Below are 21,883 nucleotides of genomic sequence, written 5' to 3' on the forward strand. Positions count from 1 at the left end.
GGCCGCAGGAGCGCCCCGGTCGCGGGCTCAGTCGTCGGAGCCGAGGTGGCCGGGCAACTCGTGACCCATGCGGTCACGCTTGGTGTCGAGGTAGCCCTCGTTGAACGCACCGACGCCGACGACGAGCGGAACCAGTTCGGTGACCTCGATGCCGTGTTCGCCGAGCTGACGTCTCTTCTCGGGGTTGTTGCTGAGCAACCGGACGCGGGTGAGGCCCAGGTCGCGCAGCACGTCGGCAGCCGCGCCGTAGTCTCGGGCGTCCGCCGGCAGCCCGAGGGCGAGGTTGGCGTCGAGGGTGTCGAGGCCGTCCTCTTGCAGGCGGTAGGCCCGGAGCTTGTTGACGAGGCCGATGCCCCGACCCTCGTGGCCGCGCAGGTAGACGACCACACCGCCGTGGTCCCGGATGGTGTCGAGCGCGGCGTCGAGCTGCGGGCCGCACTCGCACTTGAGCGAGCCGAAGGCCTCGCCGGTCAGGCACTCGGAGTGGACGCGGACGAGGGCGTCGTCCGCCGGGGGGAGGCCCGTCGGGTCGCTCGCGATGATCGCCACGTGGTCGGCCCCGGTGACCGTGTCGCGGTAAGCCCTCATGCGGAAGGTGCCGTGGCTGGTGGGGACCGTGGTCTCGACCTCGAACGACACCTGGGACGATGCGGCGGGGGTGGTGGTCATGCGGGTCTCCTGGGGGTGTCGCGGGCGACGACCACCAGGTCGTCGCCGAGGGGGTGCGCGTCGGTGACGCGCAGTCGTCGTTGCCCGTCGATGTGGTCGACGCCGAGGTCGTCGAGGGCGGTCCGAGGGCCGCCGAGCAGCGTGGGCGCGAGGTAGACCACGTAGTCGTCGACGAGTCCGAGCCGGACGAACGCACTCGCCACGGTCGGCCCGCCCTCGACGAACACACTGCGGACCCCGCGGCGTCCGAGGTCGTCGAGCACGGCCTCGAGGTCGTGCGTGCCCGTCGCGACGAGCTCGCGGGGATGCCGGCGCAGGGCGGCGTCGGCGGGCACGGGGCGCGTGCCGACGACGACGGGCAGGGGCTGGTCGGGCAGCAGTTCGCCGCCGTCGCCCCGGGCGGTCAGGCTGGGGTCGTCGGCCAGCACGGTGCCCGTGCCCACCAGGATCGCGTCGTGGGCCGCCCGCTGCTCGTGGACGTGCTGCCGCGCCGCCGTGCCGGTGATCCACCGGCTGCTGCCGTCGGACGCGGCGGTGCGGCCGTCCAGGCTCGAGGCCCACTTGAGCGTCACGAAGGGTCGGCCCGTCCGGGCCGTCACCAACCAGCGGCGAGCCATCTCGGCGGCCTCGTCGGCGAGCACGCCGTCGACCACCTCGACACCCGCCCGCCGCAGCCGGTCGGCCCCGCCACCGGAGGACGCGCCGGGATCGGCGACGGCATGGACGACGCGGGAGACGCCCGCCTCGATCAGGGCGACGCTGCAGGGGCCGGTACGCCCCACGTGGTCGCAGGGTTCGAGCGTGACGACGGCGGTCAGGCCGCGGGCCTCGCCGGGGGAGAGGTGCGAGAGGGCGTCGACCTCGGCGTGCGGGGTGCCGGCACCCCGGTGCCACCCCTCGGCGGCCGTGCTGCCGTCGGGGCGCAGCAGGACGCAACCGACCTGGGGGTTGACCCCGCGGGCCGGCCCCCGGCGGGCGAGCGCGACGGCCCGTCTCATGGCGTGCTCCAGGAGCTCGTGGTCGATCGAGTCGATGCTCACGGGGCCTCCGGGACGGAACGGTCGCGCGCCGGGGCGTGCGCGGTGGGGGACGGGCGGACGACGCCGTCGACGGCATCGGTGAGGGAGTCAACGCCGTCGGCGACGGGGTATTCCGTCGAGCGGCCGGGGCGGGTCCCGGGACGTCCCAGGTCGGGCCAGCCCGGCCGCGCCACCCGCGCGTCGTCCGGTCGCAGGCGGGCCTTCCAGCAGAGGGGGTGGCCCCCGTCACGGTCGGGGTGGAGCCCCGGACCGACACCCTGGTACGTGAACCCCGTGCGTCGGGCGACGGCGGCCGAGGCGTCGTTGCCGACGTAGCCCTCCCAGAAGAGTTCGCGCAGCCCGCCGGCACCGAAGGCCCAGTCGGCCACGAGGCCGAGGGCCTCGGTCATCAGGCCGAGCCCACGCGAGGCCGGGGCCGTCCAGAAGCCGACGTCGGACGAGCGGAGTCGCACGCTGATGACGCCCTCGAGCAGGCCCGACCCCGGGCGGCGCAGCCCCCACGTGAACTCGCGTCCGGTTGCCCACCCGTCGTCCACGATGCGCCGCAGGAAGAACTCGGCGTCGGACCGTGCGTACGGGACGGGCACCGTGGTGAACCGCTGCAGCGTCTCGTCGCGGCAGGCGTCGACGATGGCCGGCACGTCGGCCGCGCTCGGCACCACCAACTCGAGGGTCGGTGACGCGAGCACGAACGGCAGCACGATCAGGCCTTGCGGACGAAGCCGATGCGGTCGTACACGGTGTCGATCGTGGCCTGGGCGATCTCGTTCGCCCGATCGGCGTTGACCGCGAGGATGCGGTCGAGCTCGGTCGGGTCGTCGAGCAGTTCGAGCGCCCGGGTGCGGACGGGTGCGAAGGTCTCGACGACGACCTCGGCCACGTCCTTCTTCAGGTCGCCGTAGCCGCGACCGGCGTAGCGCTCCTCGAGGTCGGCCACGCTGTCGCCCGAGAACGACGACAGGATGGTGAGCAGGTTCGACACACCCGCCTTGGCCCCGCGGTCGAAGCGGATCTCGCGCTCGGCGTCGGTGACCGCCGACTTGATCTTCTTGGCGGTGCGGCTCGGCTCGTCGAGCATCCACACGACACCCGAGTCGGTCGCCGCGGACTTGCTCATCTTCGACTCGGGCGACTGCAGGTCGTAGATGCGCGCGGACTCTTTCTGGATCGTCGCCTCGGGCACGACGAACGTCTCGCCGAAGCGGGAGTTGAACCGGGTGGCGAGGTCGCGGGTGAGCTCGACGTGCTGACGCTGGTCGTCACCCACCGGAACCGTCTCGGCCTGGTAGAGCAGGATGTCGGCGGCCATCAGCGTCGGGTAGGCGAACAGTCCGAGCGAGGCCGCGTCGGACCCCTGCTTCGCCGCCTTGTCCTTGAACTGCGTCATGCGGCTGGCCTCGCCGAACCCGGTCAGGGTGTTGAGCACCCAGGCCAGCTGCGTGTGCGCCGGCACGTGCGACTGGATGAACAGGGTCGACTGCGCCGGGTCGATGCCCGCGGCGATGTACTGCGCGGCGGTGCCACGGATCTGGGCCCGCAACGCCGCGGGGTCCTGCGGGACGGTGATGGCGTGCAGGTCGACGACGCAGAACAAGGCGTCGTGCGTCGTCTGCAGCGACTTCCACTGCTGCAGGGCGCCGATGTAGTTGCCGACGTGGAGCGAGTCGGCGGACGGCTGCATGCCGGAGAAGAGACGGGGCTTGGTCATGGGGTCCTCGGTCGGGGTGGTGCGAGAAGGGAGGGGTGGGGCGCGGGGTCAGAGTCGGTAGTCGACGACGACCGGAGCGTGATCCGACCACCGCTGGTCGTAGGCGGCCGCCCGGTCGACCACGTAGTGCTCGACCTTGTCGGCCAACGCCGGGGTGGCCAACTGGTAGTCGATGCGCCAACCGGTGTCGTTGTCGAAGGCCTGACCCCGCCACGACCACCACGAGTAGGGCCCCTCGACCTCGCCCGCGAAGCGTCGGCCCACGTCGACCCACCCGAGGCCTTCGCCGCCGGTGCCGTCGACCGTCTCGACCTGCTGGCCCGCCGGCCCGAGGAAGCGGTCGAAGTACGACCGCTCACGGGGGAGGAAGCCGGCGCGCTTGACGTTGCCCTTCCAGTTCTTGATGTCGAGCTCGCGGTGCCCCACGTTGAGGTCGCCCGTGACCACCGAGAGCTCGTTGTGGGCGGCGAGCTCGGGGAGTCGCGCCGACATGGCGTCGAGGAACGTCCATTTCTCGTCCTGCTTGGGGGTGTCGACCTCGCCCGAGTGGACGTAGGTGCTGACCACGGTGACCACGGTGCCGTCGATCTCGTAGTCCGCCTCGAGCCAGCGGCCGGCGCTGTCGAAGTCGTCGGGCCCGAGCTCGACGCGGTGCACGTGGGCCGTGCCCCGACTGGCGATGGCGACCCCGGCCCGGCCCTTGGCGGTCGCCGGGTCGTGGACGACGTTCCACTCGGGGCCGAGCAGGCCCTCGAGGTCGTCGGTCGAGGCGCGCACCTCTTGCAGCGTGAGGACGTCGACGTCGCGCGCCGAGAGCCACTCGCCCATGCCCTTGCGGAAGGCGGCACGGACGCCGTTGACGTTGACGGTGGCGAGACGGAGGCGCGTGGACATGGGCTCCAGACTAGCGGCGGGCACCGTCAGGAGGGCTCGTGGGCGGGACGTCGGGCGGGTCACCTCGACGGACGGCACGCAGCGACCGCGAGAGCAGGGCGCGGGCGCCGTCGACGAAGCGACCACCGCGCGACCGGGCCCGCGCCTCCTGGGCTCGCCGTTCCTCCTCGAGGCGCCGCAGACGGGCCGCCTCTTCGTGCGGGTCGGCGAGGACGCCGAGGTCGTCCATGCCGACGGCGATCCAACCGGCGCTGAGCAGCAGCACCTGGCACAGCAGGTTGATCACGATCAGCAGTCCGACGATCGCCGCGAACGAGGCGACGAGGGGGTTCGAGCCCGTGGCGCGCAGCACGACGCCTCCGACCACGGTCAACGAGACGAACCCGGCCGCGCCGATCATGGCCCCCGCGAGGAGTCGACGGAAGGGGATGTGGAGTCCGGCCAGCACGCGGAAGAGCACCGCGAGCACGGCGGTCTCGAAGGCGAACACGAGCACGATGCCGACCACGCGCAGGGTCGCCTCGCCGACGATCGACCGGGTCGAGACGCCGACCCCGGACAACAGGCCCGAGACCGCCGTGGTGCTGAGCAGCGACAGCGTCGCCGAGACGACGACGGCGGCGCCGAAGCAGAGCGCCAGGCCGAGGTCGCGCACGATCAGGCGACCGAGCGGAGTGACGGGTTGGGGTGCCCGGAACACGATGCGGACGCAGTCGCGCATGCTGCCGAGGAGCGTGATGGACGACACGAGCAGGCCGAGCAGGGCGACGGCCCCGGTCCAGCCGAAGACCGACGCGTCGAGCAGCAGTTCCGGGTCGACCACGCCCGTGCCGTCGACGTCCTGGATCAGCCCGGGCACGGCCGACCGGATGAACACGATCAACTCGTCCCGCAGCAGCTGGTCGCCCGAGACGACGAACCCGGCGACCGAGAAGCCCACCCACAGGGCGGCGAACAACGCGAAGAGCGCCTGGTAGGTGAGCCCGGCCGCGAGCAGGGGCCCCTTCGCCGTGACGTGCCGTGCCAGCACCCGGGTCGGGCGCGACCCCGCGACGCGCGACCCGGCCCGCCGGGCACGTCCGGGCGGACCGCCCGCCGAGGAGGCACGGGCCGCCTCGGCCGGGTCGGGCGTCGGTTCTCGGGTCCACGGCGCACGCATGCGTCCAGGGTAGGGGTGGCCGCGCGAGGCGGTCCGGAGCACCGGGATCGGCGCCGGCGACGGTGCAGACCGGACGTCCGGGCGTTCCGTCTACGATGGACCGACCGTGGGCGTGCCCGGCGTCGTGCCGTACGTCCCCATCATCGAGACTCGAAGAGGTTCACCGTGGCACTACAGGGCGTTGGCGTCGGACGTGGAGTGGCCGTCGGCCCCGTCAGGAAGATGCCCGATCCGCTGCCCGAGCCGGGCACCGACCCTCGCACGGCCGACGCGGCCCTCGAGTACGACGCCGTGCTCACGGCACTCTCCGCCGTCGCCGCCGACCTCACGGCCCGGGGCGAGAAAGCCGGTGGCGAGGCGAAGGACGTCCTCGACGCCCAGTCGCTGATGGCGCAGGACCCCACCCTCACCGACGACGTCAAGGCCCGCATCGACGAGGGTCGCACCGGCGAACGCGCCGTGCACGAGGCGTTCTCCGCCTTCCAGGACCTCCTGATCGGCATGGGGGGCTACATGGCCGAGCGAGCCACCGACCTCGGCGACGTGGCGCAGCGCGTCATCGCCTCGCTGCGCGGCGTCCCGGCCCCGGGGGTGCCCGAGAGCGACACCCCGTTCGTCCTCGTCGCGCCCGACCTCGCGCCCGCCGACACCGCCCTGCTCGACCTCGACAAGGTGCTCGCGCTCGTCACGCGCGACGGCGGGCCCACGTCCCACACGGCCATCCTCGCCCGGTCGAAGTCGATCCCCGCGATCGTCGGCGTGACCGGCGCCCTCGACCTGGCCGACGGCACCGTCGTCGTGGCCGACGCCGCGACCGGCGTCGTGACGGTCGACCCCTCCGCCGACGAGGTCGCCGACGCCGAGAAGCGCATCGCCGACCGGGCCGCCGCGGCCGCCGCACCCCTGACCGACGGTGCCCTGGCCGACGGCCACGTCGTCCCGCTGCTCGCCAACCTCGGCGCGCCCGCCGAGGCCGCGGGGGCGATCGAGCTGGGTGCCGAGGGCGTCGGCCTGTTCCGCACCGAGTTCCTCTTCCTCGGCAACTCCTCCGCGCCCACCGTCGAGAGCCAGACCGCGAGCTACACCGCGCTGCTCGAGGCCTTCCCGGGCAAGAAGGTCGTCGTCCGCGCCCTCGACGCCGGCGCCGACAAGCCGCTCAGCTTCTTGAACGACGCCCACGAGGAGAACCCCGCCCTCGGCCTGCGGGGCCTCCGCGCCCTCCGTGTCAAAGAAGACATCCTCCGCGACCAGCTCACCGCCCTGGCGGCGGCGCAGGCCGCCACCACCGCCGACCTCTGGGTGATGGCACCCATGGTCAGCGACGCCGAAGAGACCGAGTACTTCGTCACCCTCGGACGCGAGCTCGGACTGAAGACCGTGGGCGTCATGGCCGAGGTCCCTTCGCTCGCCGTGCTCGCCGACCAGATCTTCGCCACCGCCGACTTCGTCAGCGTCGGCACGAACGACCTGACCCAGTACACGATGGCGGCCGACCGCATGCTCGGCTCCGTCGCGGCCTACCAGGACCCCTGGCACCCGGCCGTGCTGCGCCTGGTCAAGTCGCTCGGAGACGCCGGCGCGGCCGCGGGCAAGCCCGTGGGCATCTGTGGCGAGGCCGCCGCCGACCCGCTGCTGGCCGTCGTGCTCGTCGGACTCGGGGCCACCACGCTCTCGATGACGCCGGCCGCACTGGCCGACGTGCGGCTGGAGCTCTCGCGCTACACCCTCGAGCAGGCTCGCACGCTCGCGACCGCCGCCGTCGCGGCGACCACCGCCGCGGGCGCGCGTCAGGCCGCCGAAGCCGTCACCGTCTGACCCGTTCCGGCGGTCGGCCCCGGGGTCGACCGCCGCCCGTCCTCAGCGCGAGTCGGTCTCGGTGCGACGTTCGTCGAGGTGGTCCGCGAGTTCGCCCCAGGCGACGACCACGTCGCGGAGCGCGCCGGCCGTGCTCTCGTCGAGCACCGAGACGAGACCGCGAGGATCGTCGACGAGGACGAGTGCACTCGACCGCGAGAGCACGGCGTACGACGACGACCGGTCGCCGACGGGCGCGTTCGTGCCCCGCAGTTCGAGGTGCAACCGACCCGACGATCGCGTCAGGCGCGCCCGCACCGGGTCTCCGTCCGACGCGAAGAACTCGGCCAGCGCCTCCCGGTCGTCCGACAGGACGTCACGCTCCCACCCGTTCTCGGCGAGTCGCGAATCGGCGCCGGCCACGGACTGCCAGAGGACTACCGACCTCTCGGTGGGGGATGCTCCGGGACGCAGGCCGAACCGCGCCTCCAGGTTGTCCGCGACGGCGGCGGCCACCGCCGCACGGTCGACCGACGGCGGCGGATCGAGCCGGTCCACCACGACCGTGACGACGGCGTCGAGTTCTCGCGGCCAGACCGACACACGGGTCTCGTCGAGCAGGCGGTCGTGGTCGCCCGAGAGCAGGGTCTTCTCGACGAGCTCGTCGAGGCGGGCGAGGGCCCGGCCGAGCTCGCGGTCGGCGGTGGGGCGCAGGGGCGGCCTCGTGCGGACGGCGGCGGCGAACGCGCGACGGCGTTCGCGCTGGTCGTCGGGGCGTTCGCCGTTGCGGTACGGGCGTCGCCTCACGAGATCGCTCGCGGATCGGACCGGCGGGGTCGTCGGTCGAGACGTCGGACGTCGTGCATGGCGTGCCTCTCGAGGGTCGGGGGCGATGACGGGGACCCAGCCTAGGCCGCGGCGGGCGTCACGGGCCGCGCTGATCCGAGTCCGCCGTGCATCCGGTCGCGGCCGTCCGGCACGGAGCAGAATCGACGAGTGGGCACCCCAATCCGACACCCGTTGGTCGACGCGATCACGTCGCGCGCCGTCCGGGTCGACAGCAGGGCCCGCGTCGTCCGACTCAGTCGTCCGCTCGCGGACCTCCTCGGTCGACCCGCGACGAGTCGACGGGTCGTGCTGGTCACCAGTGAGCGGTCGCGCCTCACGGTCGGACTCCGGGCAGCCCTGGTCGCCGCCGGGGGAGTCTGGGCGGTCCACGACGACCAGGACCTTCTTCGCGACGGCCTCACGGGCGTCCCCTACGAGGACGTCGACGCCGCGGCCACCGAACCGGATGCCTCCGCCGTCGCCGTGCCCGCCGCCGAGCGGCTGCCGGTCATCGCCGACGCCGTCGACACCACCTGCCAGCTCAGCGTCGACCTCACGGTGCTGCACCGGGCGTCCCACGACACGAGCCTCGGAGGCGCGGTCGAGACCCTGGGAGCGGCCGTCTCGGGCTCCGTCCCGACCCGCTGGGGGACGACCGAGCCCCTTGGGCACGTCTGGGACCGGTGGGTCCTCACCCAGCACGCGCGTCACCAGGCGCCCGAGACCGTCCGGGTCGTCGTCGAGGGGCCGCATCTCTCGGCGACCATCACCGCGCGGGTCACCGACCACGGCATCGAAGAGACCACGGCGTTGACGGTCGACGTGACCGACGGGTCGCTCGACGACGCGATCGCGCGACTGACCGACGCCCTCGACCACATCGCCCGGTCGTCGCTGCCGACGTTCGCCCTGGTCATCGCCCGCGAGGGGGAGTCCGACCGGTGCGTCCGGGCAGTCACCTATCCGCCGCCGAACCCGGTCGCCCTGCTGATCGGAGCGCCGTCCGTCCGGCGACTCGGTCTCGAACGTTCCGCCCTCGACGCCGACCGGCCCGTCGTGGTGGTCGGCCGTCCTCGCTTGCCGGCATTCGTCGTCCCGCTGGGTGACGCGGCCACCTCGGGTTGGAACGCCCTGCACCGTACCCTCGAGGCCGTCGGCCCCGAACGGCTCGCCCAACTCGTCGCCAGCCCGCTGCTCCAGGCGTGGGAGGAAGACCTGCACGAACTCGACCTGTTGCACGAGAGCTCGACCGGGGCCGCGGCCGACATCGAGGCCGCGACCGAGCCATCGGCCGAAGACGAGGTCTGATGCCCCGCGACATCACCATCCTGAGTCCGCACGTGTACGACCAGCTCGATCTCGCCACCGCGGCCCATGCTGTCGACGGGTCTCTCGGCGTGCGTGAGATCGACGGCGGTGACGCCCTCCAGGTGTTCGGGGTGGGCGGGGTGCCCCTGCTCACCGTCTACCAGGCGGCCGAGTTGACCGAGGCGGGCGAGCTCGATCGGTTGCTGCCCGACCCTCCTTCGGTGCGCCTCCCGGTGTTCTGGATCGACGCCGTCGCCCCGATGGGCGACGAGGGCGAGACCGGTGTGTCGGTCGCCTTGCGCCTCGCTCTCGGCCTCGAGGCCGCCTGCATCGTCGAGGACGACTGACCGCGCATCGGGGTTCGCCCACGCGCCGCGACGACGCGTGAGACCAGGAGGGCCCGACCACCAGGTGGTCGGGCCCTCTCAGGTCGGTGCGTCGCCGTCAGGCGCGACCGCGCAACACGGCCTGCTTGACCTCGGCGATGGCCTGGGTCACCTGGATGCCACGCGGGCACGCCTCGGTGCAGTTGAACGTGGTGCGGCAACGCCACACGCCCTCTTTGTCGTTGAGGATGTCGAGGCGTACCTGGGCGCCCTCGTCGCGGGAGTCGAAGATGAAGCGGTGCGCGTTGACGATCGCCGCCGGGCCGAAGTACTGGCCGTCCGTCCAGAAGACGGGGCAGCTCGACGTGCACGCGGCGCAGAGGATGCACTTGGTCGTGTCGTCGAAGCGTTCGCGCTGGGTGGCACTCTGCAGGCGCTCCTTCTCGGGCTTCGACGAAGCCATCAGGAACGGCTGGATCTCACGGTACGACTGGAAGAAGGGCTCCATGTCGACGACGAGGTCCTTCTCGAGCGGCAGGCCCTTGATGGCCTCGACGTAGATCGGCTGCGAGATGTCGAGATCCTTGATCAGGGTCTTGCAGGCCAGCCGGTTGCGGCCGTTGATGCGCATCGCGTCCGAGCCGCAGACGCCGTGGGCGCACGAGCGGCGGAAGGTCAGCGAGCCGTCCTGTTCCCACTTGATCTGGTGCAGGGCGTCGAGCACACGGTCGGTCGGCAGCACCTGGACGTCGAAGTCCTGCCAGCGGGGCTCGTCGTCGACCTCGGGGTCGAAACGACGGATGATCAGGGTGGCCGTGAACGTGGGGACGGCGTCGGAGCCCTGGGGCTTGTTCTCGAGGACAGCGGTGCTCATGTCAGTACTTCCGTTCCATCGGCTGGTAGTTCGTGATCACGACGGGCTTGGTGTCGAGCCGGATGTGGTCGCCGGCCAACGACGAGTGGGCGTCGCCGGTCAGGTAGGCCATCGTGTGGACGAGCCAGTTCTCGTCGTCGCGGGTGGGGTAGTCCTCGCGGAAGTGTCCGCCACGGCTCTCCTGGCGGGAGCGTGCCGAGTAGACGACGACCTCGGCGAGGTCGAGCAGGAAGCCCAACTCGATCGCCTCGAGCAGGTCGGTGTTGAAGCGCTTGCCCTTGTCCTGCACCGAGATGTTCTTGAAGCGATCGCGCAGGTCGGCGATCACGTGGGTGACCTCGTCGAGCGTCTCCTCCGTGCGGAACACCTGGGCGTTGCGGTCCATGCTGTCTTGCAACTCTTTGCGCAGCGTCGCGATGCGCTCGGTGCCCGTGGCGTTGCGGACGTCCTCGACCAGACCGCGCACGAAGCCGGCGGGGTCCGCCGGAAGGGGCACGAACGGGGCGTCCTTCACGTACTCGACGGCGTTGTTGCCGGCCCGCTTGCCGAAGACGTTGATGTCGAGCAGCGAGTTGGTACCGAGACGGTTCGACCCGTGCACGCTGACGCAGGCGCACTCCCCGGCGGCGTAGAGGCCAGGCACGACCGTGGTGTTGTCTCGCAGCACCTCGGCCTTGACGTTCGTCGGGATGCCGCCCATGGCGTAGTGGGCGGTCGGCAGCACGGGCACGGGTTCGGTGTAGGGCTCGACGCCGAGGTAGGTACGGGCGAACTCGGTGATGTCGGGCAGCTTGGCGTCGATCACGGCCGGGTCGAGGTGGGTGATGTCGAGGTAGACGTAGTCCTTGTGCGGCCCGGCGCCCCGGCCCTCGCGGATCTCGGTGGCCATGCAGCGCGCCACGATGTCGCGGGGTGCGAGGTCCTTGATGGTCGGGGCGTAGCGCTCCATGAACCGCTCGCCCTCGCTGTTGCGCAGGATGGCACCCTCACCGCGGGCGGCTTCGCTCAACAGGATGCCGAGGCCGGCGAGGCCGGTCGGGTGGAACTGGAAGAACTCCATGTCCTCGAGCGGCAGGCCCTTGCGCCAGATGATGCCCACGCCGTCGCCCGTGAGGGTGTGCGCGTTCGACGTCGTCTTGTAGATCTTGCCGAAGCCACCGGTGGCGAAGATGACGGCCTTGCCCTGGAACACGTGCAGGTCACCGGTCGAGAGCTCGTAGGCGATGACGCCGGCCGGACGTTCCTCGCCGTCGATCTCGCCCATGATGAGGTCGAGGACGTAGAACTCGTTGAAGAAGTTGATGCCGTGCTTGACGCAGTTCTGGTACAGCGTCTGCAGGATCATGTGCCCCGTGCGGTCGGCGGCGTAGCAGGCCCGGCGGACGGGGTTCTTGCCGTGCTCGGCCGTGTGGCCGCCGAATCGACGCTGGTCGATCTTGCCCTCGGGTGTGCGGTTGAACGGCAGGCCCATGTTCTCGAGGTCGAGGACGGCGTCGATCGCTTCCTTGGCGAGGATCTCGGCGGCGTCCTGGTCGACGAGGTAGTCACCGCCCTTGACGGTGTCGAAGGTGTGCCACTCCCAGTTGTCGTCCTCGACGTTGGCGAGGGCCGCAGCCATGCCGCCCTGCGCCGCCCCGGTGTGCGAACGGGTCGGGTACAGCTTCGAGATCACCGCGGTGCTGGCGTTCGGGCCTGCCTCGATGGCCGCCCTCATGCCCGCACCCCCGGCCCCGACGATGACGATGTCGTGCTGGTGGTAGTGGACGCCGTCGACGACGGTGCTGGCGGGGGCGGGGGAGGGTGTGGTCACGGTTCTTTCCGGTGGGGGACGTGCGGCCGGGGGCCGGAGTGGACGGTGGGCCGGGTGGCTAGCCGGCGGTGCAGAACGACGGCAGCAGGTCGGCCGGGGCGTTCGCGGGGCACGGGTCGAACGTGTAGATCACGAGCGTGCCGAGGACGAGCAGGACCACCGTCGACACGATCAGCGTGACGAGCAGCACCTTGCGCACCGTGGGCTTCGACACGTAGTCGTTGACGATCGTGCGCATGCCGTTCGTGCCGTGGATCAGCGCGAGCCAGAGGAGGAGGGTGTCGTAGACCTGCCAGAACGGGCTGGCCCACTTGCCGGCCACGAAGGCGAAGTCGATGGCCTTGACGCCGCCCTCGCTCGCGAGCAGGTTGATGAACAGGTGGCCGAACACGAGCACGACGAGCAGCAGGCCGCTGGCTCGCATGTAGATCCAGCCCCACTTCTCGTAGTTGGTGGAGCGCTGGGCCGCGCGGGCGGAGCGCGGGGCTTCGACGGTCTGGGTGGTCATGGCTCTACTCCGAGAAGACGTTCATCAGGTGGCGCGGCGCGAAACCGGCGAACAGGACCACGGCGAGGCCGATGACGATCCAGAACATGACGCGCTGGTACTTGGTGCCCGGGCCCCAGAAGTCGATCAGGATGATCCGCAACCCGTTGAGGGCGTGGAAGAGGATCGCCGCCACGAGGCCGGTCTCGCCGAGCCCCATGATCGGGTTCTTGTAGGTGCCGATGACCGCGTTGTAGGCCTCGGGACTGATCCGGACGAGGGCGGTGTCGAGGATGTGCACCAGCAGGAAGAAGTAGATGCTCACGCCGGTGATGCGGTGCAGCACCCACGACCACATGCCCTCACGGCCCCGGTAGAGGGTGCCGGCGATCTTCCCGGGCGCTTTGGGCGCACTGATCTTCGGTGCACCCGGTCTGCCTGCCGGTGATGCGACCGTTCCCGTCGACTGCTCGGCCATGAGCACTTCTCCTCGCGGATGGGGCGGACGACGCTCTCACTCGGTCGGTACGAGGGACAGCCGTGTCCGCTGGTGGCGTTCTCAGAACCTGTCCAGTCTATGTTCCCGCCGAGCGGGGCCGCCGCCCCGCCCCGCCGAAGTCGTTCGACGTCGAGACAAGACGGACCCGTCGGCCCGCGTCGCGATCAGCGGACGGAGGCGCGCTCGGCCCCGTCGCGGACGCTCGCCATCGCGCGTCGGTAGTGCTCGACGAGTTCGTCGCCGAGGGTCTCCCACGTGCGTCCGACGACCACGCGCCTCCCGGCCTCTCCGAAGCGGGCCCGCAGCTCGTCCGAGGAGACCAGGGTGCGGACGCTGCGGCGGAGCGAGTGGTCGTGCCGGGGGTCGAAGAGGAACCCGTCGACGCCGTGCCGCACCAGGTCGAGGGGGCCGCCCGCGGCCGGGGCCACGACCGGCAGTCCGCTGGCGTGGGCCTCCTGCACGGTCTGACCGAAGGTCTCGGTCGAGCCCGTGTGCACGAAGACGTCGAGAGCCGCGTAGGCGTCGGCGAGCTGCTCGCCGTGCAGCGGGCCGGTGAAGACCGGGTCGAGGTTCCGCAGCCGGCGGCGCAGGGCGGGCAGCGAGGGGCCGCCGCCGACGACCACGAGGCGCGCCTCCCGCAGGGGGCGCAGGGCGGCGAGCCGCTCGACCTGCTTCTCGGGGGCCAGGCGGCCCACGTAGCCGACGAGCACGCGGTCGGGTGCGCCCCAGCTCTCGCGCAGGGCACGGACCGCGTCGCCCGACTTGCGGTTCGGGTGGAACAGGGCCGAGTCGACCCCCCGGCCCCAGGTCGCGAGCCGCCCCACGCCGGCGGTCTCGAGGTCGCGGAGGGAGGCGCGCGAGGGGACCAGCGTCGTCGTGGCCTGGTCGTGGATGCGGCGAACGAGCCGCCAGGCGACGGCCGAGCCGAGCCCGAGGCCGTTCGTCCCCGCGTACCGGGCGACGTCGGTCTGGAAGACGGCCACCGAGGGCACGCCCAGGCGGGCGGCCGCGGCGATGGCCTGGGCGCCGAGCAGGAACGGCGAGGCGACGTGCACGACGTCGGGTCGGAAGCCGGCGATGCCGGCCGCGACCTGCGGGTTGGGCAGGCCGACCGGGAACTGACGATAGGCGACCGACGGCACCCGGTGGACCGGGAAGCCGGCGTAGCTCGTGGTCCCGCGCCCGGCCGGGGCGATGACCAGGGCCTCGTGCCCGCGTCGGGCCAGGTGGTCGAGCACGCGCAGCACGCTCGTGGTGACCCCGTTGACGGTGGGCAGGAAGCTCTCGGTCACGATCACGACTCGCATCGGTCCTCCTCGGACTGCTCGTGCCACGAGCCTCACCGGCGACGGTGGCGGGAGGGGATCGGCGGCATGGAGGAGGGGCGTCGATAAGGTGAACGCATGACGATCCAGGAAAGCCTCGACCGGTTCTACAGCATCATCCCGGCGGGCGGCATCGGGTCCCGGCTCTGGCCCCTCAGCCGGGCCGACGCGCCGAAGTTCCTGCACGACCTCACGGGCAGCGGCTCGACCCTGCTGCGCGGCACCTGGGACCGTCTCGCCCCGCTCAACGGCGACCAGCGCATCATGGTCGTCACCGGTCGGGCGCACCGTGCGGCGGTCGAGTCGCAGCTGCCCGGGCTCGCCGACCACAACGTCGTCCTCGAGAGCGAGCCCAAGGACAGCACCGCGGCCATCGGTCTGGCCGCCGCCGTGCTCCGTCGGCGCGAGCCGGACGTCATCATCGGCTCGTTCGCCGCCGACCACGTCATCGCCGACACCCGCGGCTTCGGTCGCGCGGTCCGCGAGGCCATCGTCGCCGCCGACGAGGGATACATCGCCACGATCGGCATCACCCCCACCGAGCCCGCGATCGGGTTCGGCTACATCCACGTCGGGGCTCCCCTCGACATCGAGGGGGCACCGAGCGCCCGCACGGTCGAGTCCTTCGTCGAGAAGCCCGACCTCGAGACGGCCGAACGGTACGTCTCCGGAGGCGACTACCTCTGGAACGGCGGCATGTTCATCTCGCGCGCCGACCGGCTGCTCGAGCAGCTGGGCGAGACCCGGCCCGACTTGCTCGAGGGCATCGAAGAGCTCGCGGCCGCGTGGGACACCCCGAGACGCGGCGCCGTCGTCGACAAGGTGTGGCCCGGCCTCGAGAAGATCGCCATCGACTACACGGTCGCCGAACCGGCGGCTGCGGCGGGCCGGTTGGCCGTCGTGCCCGGGGACTTCGACTGGGACGACGTCGGCGACTTCGCGTCCATCGCCAAGCTGCACGCCGGCGGTCGCAAGAGCGACCTGGCCATCCTCGGCGAGAACGCCCGCGTCCTGGCCGACAGCTCGAGCGGCATCGTCGTCGGCAACAGCGGCCGGCTGATCTCGCTGATCGGCGTCAACGACATCATCGTGGTCGACACCCCCGACGCGCTGCTCGTCACGACGACGGCGAACGCGCAACGCGTCAAGAGCGTCGTCGACGCCCTCAAGCTGAGCGGGCGCAGCGACGTCCTCTGAGCTCGTCAGGAGTCGTGGACGTTTCGTGTTCGTTAAGTCGTGGTCGCGACTGTGTAACGCCTCGGCATCGCTACCACCCGAGGGTCGGCGACGCTCGTCACAGTAGGTAATCTGTCAGCCATACCCACCCGGCGCGCCTCGTGCCGGGCTGCACCCTGGAGGACAACTTGACTACAACTGCGCGCAAGGCCGTGCTCAGCGGCCTCGCCCTGGCGAGCACCGCCGTCATCCTGGCCGGCTGTGCCTCGGCCCCCGAGAGCGGCTCTGGCTCGACCAGCGGCGCCTCGAGCGACTTCGTCCCTTGCATGGTCTCCGACGCCGGCGGCTTCGACGACAAGTCGTTCAACCAGCTCGGCTACGAGGGCCTGACCGAGGCCGCGAAGGCCATCGGGTCGACCCCCAAGACGGTCGAGTCGGCCGACGAGACGGTCTACGACGCCAACCTGTCGAACCTCGCCGACCAGGGCTGCAACCTGATCGTCACGGTCGGCTTCGCACTCGCCGACGCGACCAAGTCGGCGGCCGAGGCGAACTCGGGCATCAACTACGCCACCATCGACGACGCGTCGATCACGGCCGACAACGTGCAGCCGATCACCTTCAACACCTCCGAGGCCGCGTTCCTCGCGGGCTACGCGGCGGCGAGCTACTCGAAGACGGGTGTCGTGGGCACCTTCGGCGGCATGCAGTTCCCGACCGTCACGATCTTCATGGACGGCTTCGCCGACGGCGTGAAGTACTACAACGAGCAGAAGAGCAAGGACGTCAAGGTCGTCGGCTGGGACGTCGACTCCCAGACCGGCAGCTTCACGGGCGGCTTCGAGGCCGGCACCACGGCCAAGCAGAGCGCCCAGACGCTGATCGACCAGAACGCCGACGTCATCCTGCCGGTCGGCGGCCCGATCTACCAGAGCGCCGCCGAGGCGATCCGCGACTCCGGCAAGGACGTCGTCCTGGTCGGTGCCGACAGCGACACCTACGAGACCGACAGCGCCAACAAGGACCTCTTCCTCACCTCGGTGCTGAAGGGCATCAAGCAGGCGACCGACGCGGTCGTCACGCAGGCCAGCGAGGACAAGTTCTCGAGCACGCCCTACGTGGGCACGCTCGAGAACGACGGCGTCGGCATCGCCCCGTTCCACGACTACGCCGACAAGGTCGACTCCGGTCTGCAGGACGAGCTCGACACCATCAAGGCCGGCATCATCGACGGTTCGATCGAGGTCGAGTCGCCGTCGGCGCTCACCAGCTGACGAAAGCACCTCCCGTCATCGATTAGCATCGACTGACCCAGGGCCGGGAGCGACGGTCACCCCGTCGCTCCCGGCCCTCTCAACGCCCGTGGGCGGGCCGCCGACCCGGTGCCGTCCGACCGACCCGAATGCCTAGACCCGAGGTAGCCACCTGAGATGAAGCTCGAACTGCGGGGCATCACCAAGCGATTCGGCGCACTGACCGCCAACGACCACATCAGCCTGACCGTCGAGCCCGGCGAGATCCACTGCCTGCTCGGCGAGAACGGTGCCGGCAAGTCCACGCTGATGAACGTCCTCTACGGCCTGTACCAGGCCGACGAGGGCGAGATCCTGCTCGACGACGCCGTCCAGCACTTCTCGGGCCCGGGCGACGCCATGGGCGCCGGCATCGGCATGGTCCACCAGCACTTCATGCTCGTCCCCGTGTTCACCGTCGCCGAGAACGTCATGCTCGGCCACGAAGAGACCAAGTCCGGTGGACGGCTCGACCTCGCCGCGGCCCGTGCCAAGGTGCGTGAGATCAGCAGCCGGTTCGGGTTCGACATCGACCCCGACGCCCTGGTCGAAGAGCTGCCCGTCGGCGTGCAGCAGCGCGTCGAGATCATCAAGGCCCTGTCCCGCGACGCGAAGGTGCTCGTGTTCGACGAGCCCACCGCCGTCCTGACGCCGCAAGAGACCGACGAGCTCATGGTGATCATGCGTCAGCTGCGCGACGCCGGCACCGCCATCGTCTTCATCACCCACAAGCTCCGCGAGGTGCGCGAGGTCGCCACCCGCATCACGGTGATCCGCCTGGGCAAGGTCGTCGGCGAGGCCGAGCCGACCGCCTCGAACGCCGAGCTCGCCTCGCTCATGGTCGGTCGCGCCGTCGAGCTCACCGTCCAGAAGGCACCGGCCCGAGCCGGCGAGCCCGCCCTGGTGGTCCAGAACCTCCGGGTGGTCGATCCCATCGGGCAGGTCGTCGTGGACGACGTGTCGTTCGAGGTCCGCCGGGGCGAGATCCTCGCCATCGCCGGCGTCCAGGGCAACGGCCAGACCGAGCTGACCGAGGCCATCCTCGGCCTGCAGCCACGGGTCGAGGGCCGCGTCTCGCTCGACGGACGCGACATCACCGGTCGCAGCGTCCGCCAGGTGCTCGACGCCGGTGTCGGCTTCGTCCCCGAGGACCGCAACCAGGACGGACTCGTGGGCGAGTTCACCGTCGCCGAGAACCTCATGCTCGACCGCTCGCAGTCCGGCCCCTTCGTGAAGCGTGGCTCGTTGAAGCTCGCCGACCTCGCGGCGTTCGCCGTGGCCAAGGTGAAGGAGTTCGACATCCGCACCCAGGGCATCACGACTCCCGCCGGCCGCCTCTCGGGCGGCAACCAGCAGAAGGTCGTGCTGGCGCGCGAGCTGAGCCGCGACCTGCGGCTCTTCGTGGCGGCCCAGCCCACCCGGGGCATCGACGTCGGCTCGATCGAGTTCGTGCACAAGCGCATCGTCGAGACACGCGACCAGGGCGTGCCCGTCATCGTCGTCTCGACCGAGCTCGACGAGGTCGCCGCCCTGGCGGACCGCATCGCCGTGATGTACCGCGGCACCATCGTCGGCATCGTGCCGGCGGACACCCCTCGCGACGTGCTGGGGCTCATGATGGCCGGCGAGATGCCGCAGGGAACGGAGCAGGCAGCGTGAGCGACGCCACGACCACCACGCAGGGCCAGGGCACACCACCCGCCCCGTCGTCACCGGAGTCGGCCGAGGGACGCGGCTCGCGCCTCCTGCGAGAGATCACGACGGGCAACGCGGCCATCTCGGTGCTCGCCGTCGTGCTGGCCCTCGTCGTCTCCGGCCTGTTGATCGGGTTCACCGACACCACCGTCCAGGGCACCCTGGGGTACTTCTTCTCACGCCCGGCCGACTTCTTCCAGGCGTTCTGGGCCGCGGTCGGCGGGTCGTACTCGTCGCTCTTCCAGGGCGCGATCTACAACTTCCGGGTCGACGGCTTCGCGGCGGGCATCCGTCCGCTGACCGAGACGCTCAACTACGCCGTGCCGCTCATCGCCGCGGGCCTCGGCGTCGCGGTGGCGTTCCGCGTGGGCCTGTTCAACATCGGTGCCCGTGGGCAGATGCTGATGGCCTCGGCCGCCGCCGGGTGGGTGGGATTCTCGTTCCACCTGCCGCTCGCCGTGCACCTCCCGCTCGCCCTCGCCGCCGGCATCGCGGCCGGTGCGCTCTGGGGCGGCATCGTGGGTCTGCTCAAGGCCCGCACCGGCGCCCACGAGGTGATCCTCACGATCATGCTCAACTACATCGCCTTCTACCTGCTCGCCTTCATGCTGCGCACGCAGGGCCTGCTGCAGGCCCCGGGCAGTGCGAACCCGAAGTCGCCCGCCACGCTCGACACCGCGATCCTGCCCGACCTGTTCGGGGCCCGGTACAACCTCAACTGGGGCTTCGTGCTGGTCATCGTCATCACGGCCGTCGTCTGGTGGCTGATCAACCGGTCGACGCTCGGCTTCCGGTTCCGTGCCGTGGGCGAGAACCCGCACGCGGCCCGAACGGCCGGCATGAACGTCAAGAACATCTACCTCTACGCGATGCTCATCTCCGGTGCGCTCGCGGGTGTCGCCGGGTCGACGCAGGTGCTCGGCACGCTCACCAGCGGCTTCACCTCGGGCATCGACGCCGGCATCGGCTTCGACGCGATCACGGTCGCGCTGCTCGGTCGCTCGCGGCCGTGGGGCGTCTTCGGTGCCGGTGTCCTCTTCGGGGCGCTCAAGGCAGGCGGGTACTCGATGCAGGCCGCCAACGGCGTGCCGATCGACATCGTCCTCGTCGTGCAGTCCCTCATCGTGTTGTTCGTGGCCGCGCCCCCGCTGGTCCGAGCGATCTTCCGTCTGCCGGCCCCGGGCCTCCGCCCGGTGCGCAAGGCCTCGAACAAGGAGGCGGTGGTCACCAAGTGAGCACGCTCACCCCCGACACGGCGGTCCCCGCCGCACCGTCGCCCGACCTGGCCCGGACCACGACCCGCAGCCTCAAGGCCCCGATCGCGTTCGCGATCTTCACCGTCGTCGCCGCCGTGCTCTTCCTCGGCCTGGCGAGAGACGGCGAGAGCACCTTCCGCCTGTCGACCGCGACCGACTTCTTCGCCTTGCCCGACGCGGTCCTGCCGGCGGCGGGCACGGGCATCGTGCTCACGGTGCTCCTGGCCCTCATCACCGTCGTCGCCGTGCTGCGCGCCGTCCGTTTCGAGAAGGTGCCGATCTGGCTGATCGCCGTGTTCGGCGTCCTCTTCCTGCTCGGCTTCCTCACGTGGGCGAGCGCCGGTCAGACCATCCCGGTGCCCGGTCTGCTCCTCGGCGCGCTCGCGCTCAGCACCCCGCTGATCTTCGGTGCCCTCGGCGGCGTGATCAGCGAGCGGGTCGGCGTCGTCAACGTCGCCATCGAGGGGCAGCTGCTCGCCGGGGCCTTCGTCTCGGCGATGGTCGCCTCGGCGACCGGGTCGGCCTACGTCGGCCTGGTCGGGGCGATGATCGCGGGCGTGCTCGTGTCGATGGTGCTCGCCGTCTTCAGCATCCGGTACATCGTCGACCAGGTCATCGTCGGCGTCGTGCTCAACGTGCTCGTCACGGGCCTGACCAGCTTCCTGTACTCGCAGGTGCTGTCGAAGTCGGAATCGCTGAACCGCGGGGTGCGCTTCCCGCAGCTCGACATCCCGGTGCTGAGCCAGATCCCGATCGTCGGGCCGGTCTTCTTCCGTCAGACGATCATCGTCTACCTCATGTACATCGCGATCGCGGTCGTCTTCTACGGTCTCTTCCGCACGCGGTGGGGGCTGCGCCTCCGTTCGGTCGGCGAGCACCCGCAGGCGGCCGACACCGTGGGCATCAAGGTCAACGCCACCCGCTTCTGGAACGTCTCCCTCGCGGGGGCCATCGCAGGCCTCGGCGGGGCGTACTTCACGCTCGGCTCGCTCGGCAACTTCCAGAAAGAGATGACGGCGGGGGCCGGCTTCATCGCCCTGGCCGCGGTCATCTTCGGTCGGTGGGACCCGATCCGGGCCACGCTCGCTGCATTGCTCTTCGGCTTCGCGAGCAACCTGCAGAACGTGCTCGGGGCCATCGGTTCGCCGGTGCCCAGCGAGTTCATGCTCATGCTGCCGTACGTCGTGACGATCTTCGCGGTCGCCGGCCTGGTCGGGCAGTCCCGGGGCCCCGCGGCCTCGGGCAAGCCCTACATCAAGTCGTGACCGCCCGCAGCAGCGAGTCGGTCGTCGCCGAGACCGACTGGGACGCCCTCCGCGGGGCCGCCCGCGACGCCATGCGCAAGGCGTACGTCCCCTACTCGAACTTCCCCGTGGGGGCCGCGGCCGTCACGGACGACGGTCGGATCGTCTCGGGCTGCAACGTCGAGAACGCCTCGTACGGCATCACCCTCTGCGCCGAGTGCTCACTGGTGTCCGACCTCGTCATGTCGGGAGGCGGCCGTCTGGTCGCCTTCGCGTGCGTCGACGGCAACGGCGGGGTCCTGATGCCCTGCGGGCGGTGCCGTCAGCTGCTCTACGAACACTCCGACGAAGCCATGGTCCTCGACACCGTCTCGGGCTTCAAGACCATCGACGAGGTGATCCCCGACGCGTTCGGACCGCGGCAGCTCGAGGCGTACCGCGCCTCGCAGGGCTGACCCGCGCCTCCTCGTCCCTCCCGGTCGCGACCCCGTGGTCGCGC

General features: G+C 71.0%; 20 protein-coding genes and 1 pseudogene. 9 read left to right on the forward strand and 12 right to left on the reverse strand.

Features of this window, described 5'->3' with window-relative positions; all coding sequences use genetic code 11:
* Positions 1-27 precede the first annotated feature (27 nt).
* From ribA to IFT88_RS06760, 6 genes and pseudogenes are all read right to left on the reverse strand, one after another.
* Positions 28-648 (reverse strand): annotated as a pseudogene (gene ribA / locus IFT88_RS06735) (GTP cyclohydrolase II); the annotation flags it as partial.
* 17 nt (positions 649-665) lie between these two features.
* Positions 666-1,667 carry a bifunctional diaminohydroxyphosphoribosylaminopyrimidine deaminase/5-amino-6-(5-phosphoribosylamino)uracil reductase RibD gene (gene ribD / locus IFT88_RS06740; RefSeq protein ID WP_192120166.1) on the reverse strand — a complete coding sequence of 334 codons (1,002 nt, stop codon included), beginning with the start codon at positions 1,665-1,667 and terminating at the stop codon, positions 666-668.
* Between the two features lie 38 nt (positions 1,668-1,705).
* Positions 1,706-2,410: a GNAT family N-acetyltransferase gene (locus tag IFT88_RS06745; RefSeq protein ID WP_052505425.1), complete on the reverse strand. Its 705-nt coding sequence runs from the start codon at positions 2,408-2,410 to the stop codon at positions 1,706-1,708.
* Positions 2,411-2,412: 2 nt separating this feature from the next.
* The gene (gene trpS / locus IFT88_RS06750) at positions 2,413-3,417 is read right to left on the reverse strand and encodes a tryptophan--tRNA ligase (RefSeq protein ID WP_082060174.1); all 1,005 of its coding nucleotides are present in this window, start codon (positions 3,415-3,417) and stop codon (positions 2,413-2,415) included.
* Between the two features lie 48 nt (positions 3,418-3,465).
* Positions 3,466-4,311, reverse strand: coding sequence for an exodeoxyribonuclease III (locus IFT88_RS06755; protein WP_043596874.1), 846 nt, complete (start codon positions 4,309-4,311; stop codon positions 3,466-3,468).
* Positions 4,312-4,321: 10 nt separating this feature from the next.
* Positions 4,322-5,470, reverse strand: a complete 1,149-nt coding sequence (locus IFT88_RS06760) for a YihY/virulence factor BrkB family protein (RefSeq protein WP_192119655.1) — start codon at positions 5,468-5,470, stop codon at positions 4,322-4,324.
* Positions 5,471-5,635: 165 nt separating this feature from the next.
* Here IFT88_RS06760 and ptsP point away from each other — a divergent pair, with 165 nt between their 5' ends.
* Positions 5,636-7,285, forward strand: a complete 1,650-nt coding sequence (ptsP, locus tag IFT88_RS06765; protein WP_137846654.1) for a phosphoenolpyruvate--protein phosphotransferase — start codon at positions 5,636-5,638, stop codon at positions 7,283-7,285.
* A 42-nt stretch (positions 7,286-7,327) separates the two neighbouring features.
* On the opposite strand, the gene IFT88_RS06770 is transcribed toward ptsP, so the two are convergent.
* Positions 7,328-8,071: a hypothetical protein gene (locus IFT88_RS06770; RefSeq protein ID WP_192119657.1), complete on the reverse strand. Its 744-nt coding sequence runs from the start codon at positions 8,069-8,071 to the stop codon at positions 7,328-7,330.
* Positions 8,072-8,260: 189 nt separating this feature from the next.
* Here IFT88_RS06770 and IFT88_RS06775 point away from each other — a divergent pair, with 189 nt between their 5' ends.
* Together IFT88_RS06775 and IFT88_RS06780 are read left to right on the forward strand one after the other, a co-directional pair.
* Complete coding sequence (locus tag IFT88_RS06775; protein ID WP_192119659.1) at positions 8,261-9,400, forward strand: DUF6177 family protein; 1,140 nt, start codon at positions 8,261-8,263, stop codon at positions 9,398-9,400.
* Positions 9,400-9,747, forward strand: coding sequence for a hypothetical protein (locus IFT88_RS06780; RefSeq protein WP_043594422.1), 348 nt, complete (start codon positions 9,400-9,402; stop codon positions 9,745-9,747). The genes IFT88_RS06775 and IFT88_RS06780 overlap by 1 nt, the downstream gene beginning before the upstream one ends.
* A 97-nt stretch (positions 9,748-9,844) precedes the next feature.
* Here IFT88_RS06780 and IFT88_RS06785 read toward each other — a convergent pair whose 3' ends face one another.
* From IFT88_RS06785 to IFT88_RS06805, 5 genes are all read right to left on the reverse strand, one after another.
* Positions 9,845-10,600, reverse strand: a complete 756-nt coding sequence (locus IFT88_RS06785) for a succinate dehydrogenase iron-sulfur subunit (RefSeq protein WP_043594421.1) — start codon at positions 10,598-10,600, stop codon at positions 9,845-9,847.
* A 1-nt stretch (position 10,601) separates the two neighbouring features.
* The gene (gene sdhA / locus IFT88_RS06790; protein WP_043594419.1) at positions 10,602-12,410 is read right to left on the reverse strand and encodes a succinate dehydrogenase flavoprotein subunit; all 1,809 of its coding nucleotides are present in this window, start codon (positions 12,408-12,410) and stop codon (positions 10,602-10,604) included.
* Between the two features lie 58 nt (positions 12,411-12,468).
* Positions 12,469-12,918, reverse strand: a complete 450-nt coding sequence (gene sdhD / locus IFT88_RS06795) for a succinate dehydrogenase, hydrophobic membrane anchor protein (protein WP_043594417.1) — start codon at positions 12,916-12,918, stop codon at positions 12,469-12,471.
* A 4-nt stretch (positions 12,919-12,922) separates the two neighbouring features.
* Complete coding sequence (gene sdhC / locus IFT88_RS06800) at positions 12,923-13,375, reverse strand: succinate dehydrogenase, cytochrome b556 subunit (protein WP_082059901.1); 453 nt, start codon at positions 13,373-13,375, stop codon at positions 12,923-12,925.
* A 185-nt stretch (positions 13,376-13,560) separates the two neighbouring features.
* Positions 13,561-14,703 (reverse strand): glycosyltransferase family 4 protein, encoded by a 1,143-nt coding sequence (locus tag IFT88_RS06805; RefSeq protein WP_192119660.1) that lies wholly within the window; start codon positions 14,701-14,703, stop codon positions 13,561-13,563.
* Positions 14,704-14,799: 96 nt separating this feature from the next.
* Here IFT88_RS06805 and IFT88_RS06810 point away from each other — a divergent pair, with 96 nt between their 5' ends.
* The 6 genes from IFT88_RS06810 (at position 14,800) to IFT88_RS06835 (ending at position 21,839) form a co-directional block, all read left to right on the forward strand.
* Positions 14,800-15,918 (forward strand): mannose-1-phosphate guanylyltransferase, encoded by a 1,119-nt coding sequence (locus IFT88_RS06810; RefSeq protein ID WP_137846646.1) that lies wholly within the window; start codon positions 14,800-14,802, stop codon positions 15,916-15,918.
* A gap of 167 nt (positions 15,919-16,085) precedes the next feature.
* Complete coding sequence (locus IFT88_RS06815) at positions 16,086-17,171, forward strand: BMP family lipoprotein (protein ID WP_043594413.1); 1,086 nt, start codon at positions 16,086-16,088, stop codon at positions 17,169-17,171.
* A gap of 156 nt (positions 17,172-17,327) precedes the next feature.
* Entirely contained in the window at positions 17,328-18,848 is a 1,521-nt protein-coding gene (locus IFT88_RS06820; RefSeq protein WP_043594411.1) for an ABC transporter ATP-binding protein, read from the forward strand.
* The gene (locus IFT88_RS06825; protein ID WP_043594409.1) at positions 18,845-20,119 is read left to right on the forward strand and encodes an ABC transporter permease; all 1,275 of its coding nucleotides are present in this window, start codon (positions 18,845-18,847) and stop codon (positions 20,117-20,119) included. The genes IFT88_RS06820 and IFT88_RS06825 overlap by 4 nt, the downstream gene beginning before the upstream one ends.
* A complete protein-coding gene (locus IFT88_RS06830) occupies positions 20,116-21,405 on the forward strand; it encodes an ABC transporter permease (protein WP_082059900.1) in 1,290 nt (429 codons plus the stop codon). Before IFT88_RS06825 ends, IFT88_RS06830 begins: the two co-directional genes overlap by 4 nt.
* A complete protein-coding gene (locus tag IFT88_RS06835) occupies positions 21,402-21,839 on the forward strand; it encodes a cytidine deaminase (protein WP_082059899.1) in 438 nt (145 codons plus the stop codon). The genes IFT88_RS06830 and IFT88_RS06835 overlap by 4 nt, the downstream gene beginning before the upstream one ends.
* Positions 21,840-21,883 lie beyond the last annotated feature (44 nt).

The sequence above is a fragment of the Frigoribacterium sp. CFBP 8751 genome (assembly GCF_014841545.1).
Lineage (GTDB): Bacteria > Actinomycetota > Actinomycetes > Actinomycetales > Microbacteriaceae > Frigoribacterium.

Excerpts from the sequence above, each read along its gene's own strand:
- IFT88_RS06755 (WP_043596874.1), bottom strand. The coding sequence starts at position 4,311 with ATGTCCACGCGCCTCCGTCTCGCCACCGTCAACGTCAACGGCGTCCGT.
- IFT88_RS06820 (WP_043594411.1), top strand. The coding sequence starts at position 17,328 with ATGAAGCTCGAACTGCGGGGCATCACCAAGCGATTCGGCGCACTGACC.
- IFT88_RS06810 (WP_137846646.1), top strand. The coding sequence starts at position 14,800 with ATGACGATCCAGGAAAGCCTCGACCGGTTCTACAGCATCATCCCGGCG.
- IFT88_RS06760 (WP_192119655.1), bottom strand. The coding sequence starts at position 5,470 with ATGCGTGCGCCGTGGACCCGAGAACCGACGCCCGACCCGGCCGAGGCG.
- sdhC (WP_082059901.1), bottom strand. The coding sequence starts at position 13,375 with ATGGCCGAGCAGTCGACGGGAACGGTCGCATCACCGGCAGGCAGACCG.
- sdhD (WP_043594417.1), bottom strand. The coding sequence starts at position 12,918 with ATGACCACCCAGACCGTCGAAGCCCCGCGCTCCGCCCGCGCGGCCCAG.
- IFT88_RS06780 (WP_043594422.1), top strand. The coding sequence starts at position 9,400 with ATGCCCCGCGACATCACCATCCTGAGTCCGCACGTGTACGACCAGCTC.
- IFT88_RS06785 (WP_043594421.1), bottom strand. The coding sequence starts at position 10,600 with ATGAGCACCGCTGTCCTCGAGAACAAGCCCCAGGGCTCCGACGCCGTC.
- IFT88_RS06805 (WP_192119660.1), bottom strand. The coding sequence starts at position 14,703 with ATGCGAGTCGTGATCGTGACCGAGAGCTTCCTGCCCACCGTCAACGGG.
- trpS (WP_082060174.1), bottom strand. The coding sequence starts at position 3,417 with ATGACCAAGCCCCGTCTCTTCTCCGGCATGCAGCCGTCCGCCGACTCG.
- ribD (WP_192120166.1), bottom strand. The coding sequence starts at position 1,667 with ATGAGACGGGCCGTCGCGCTCGCCCGCCGGGGGCCGGCCCGCGGGGTC.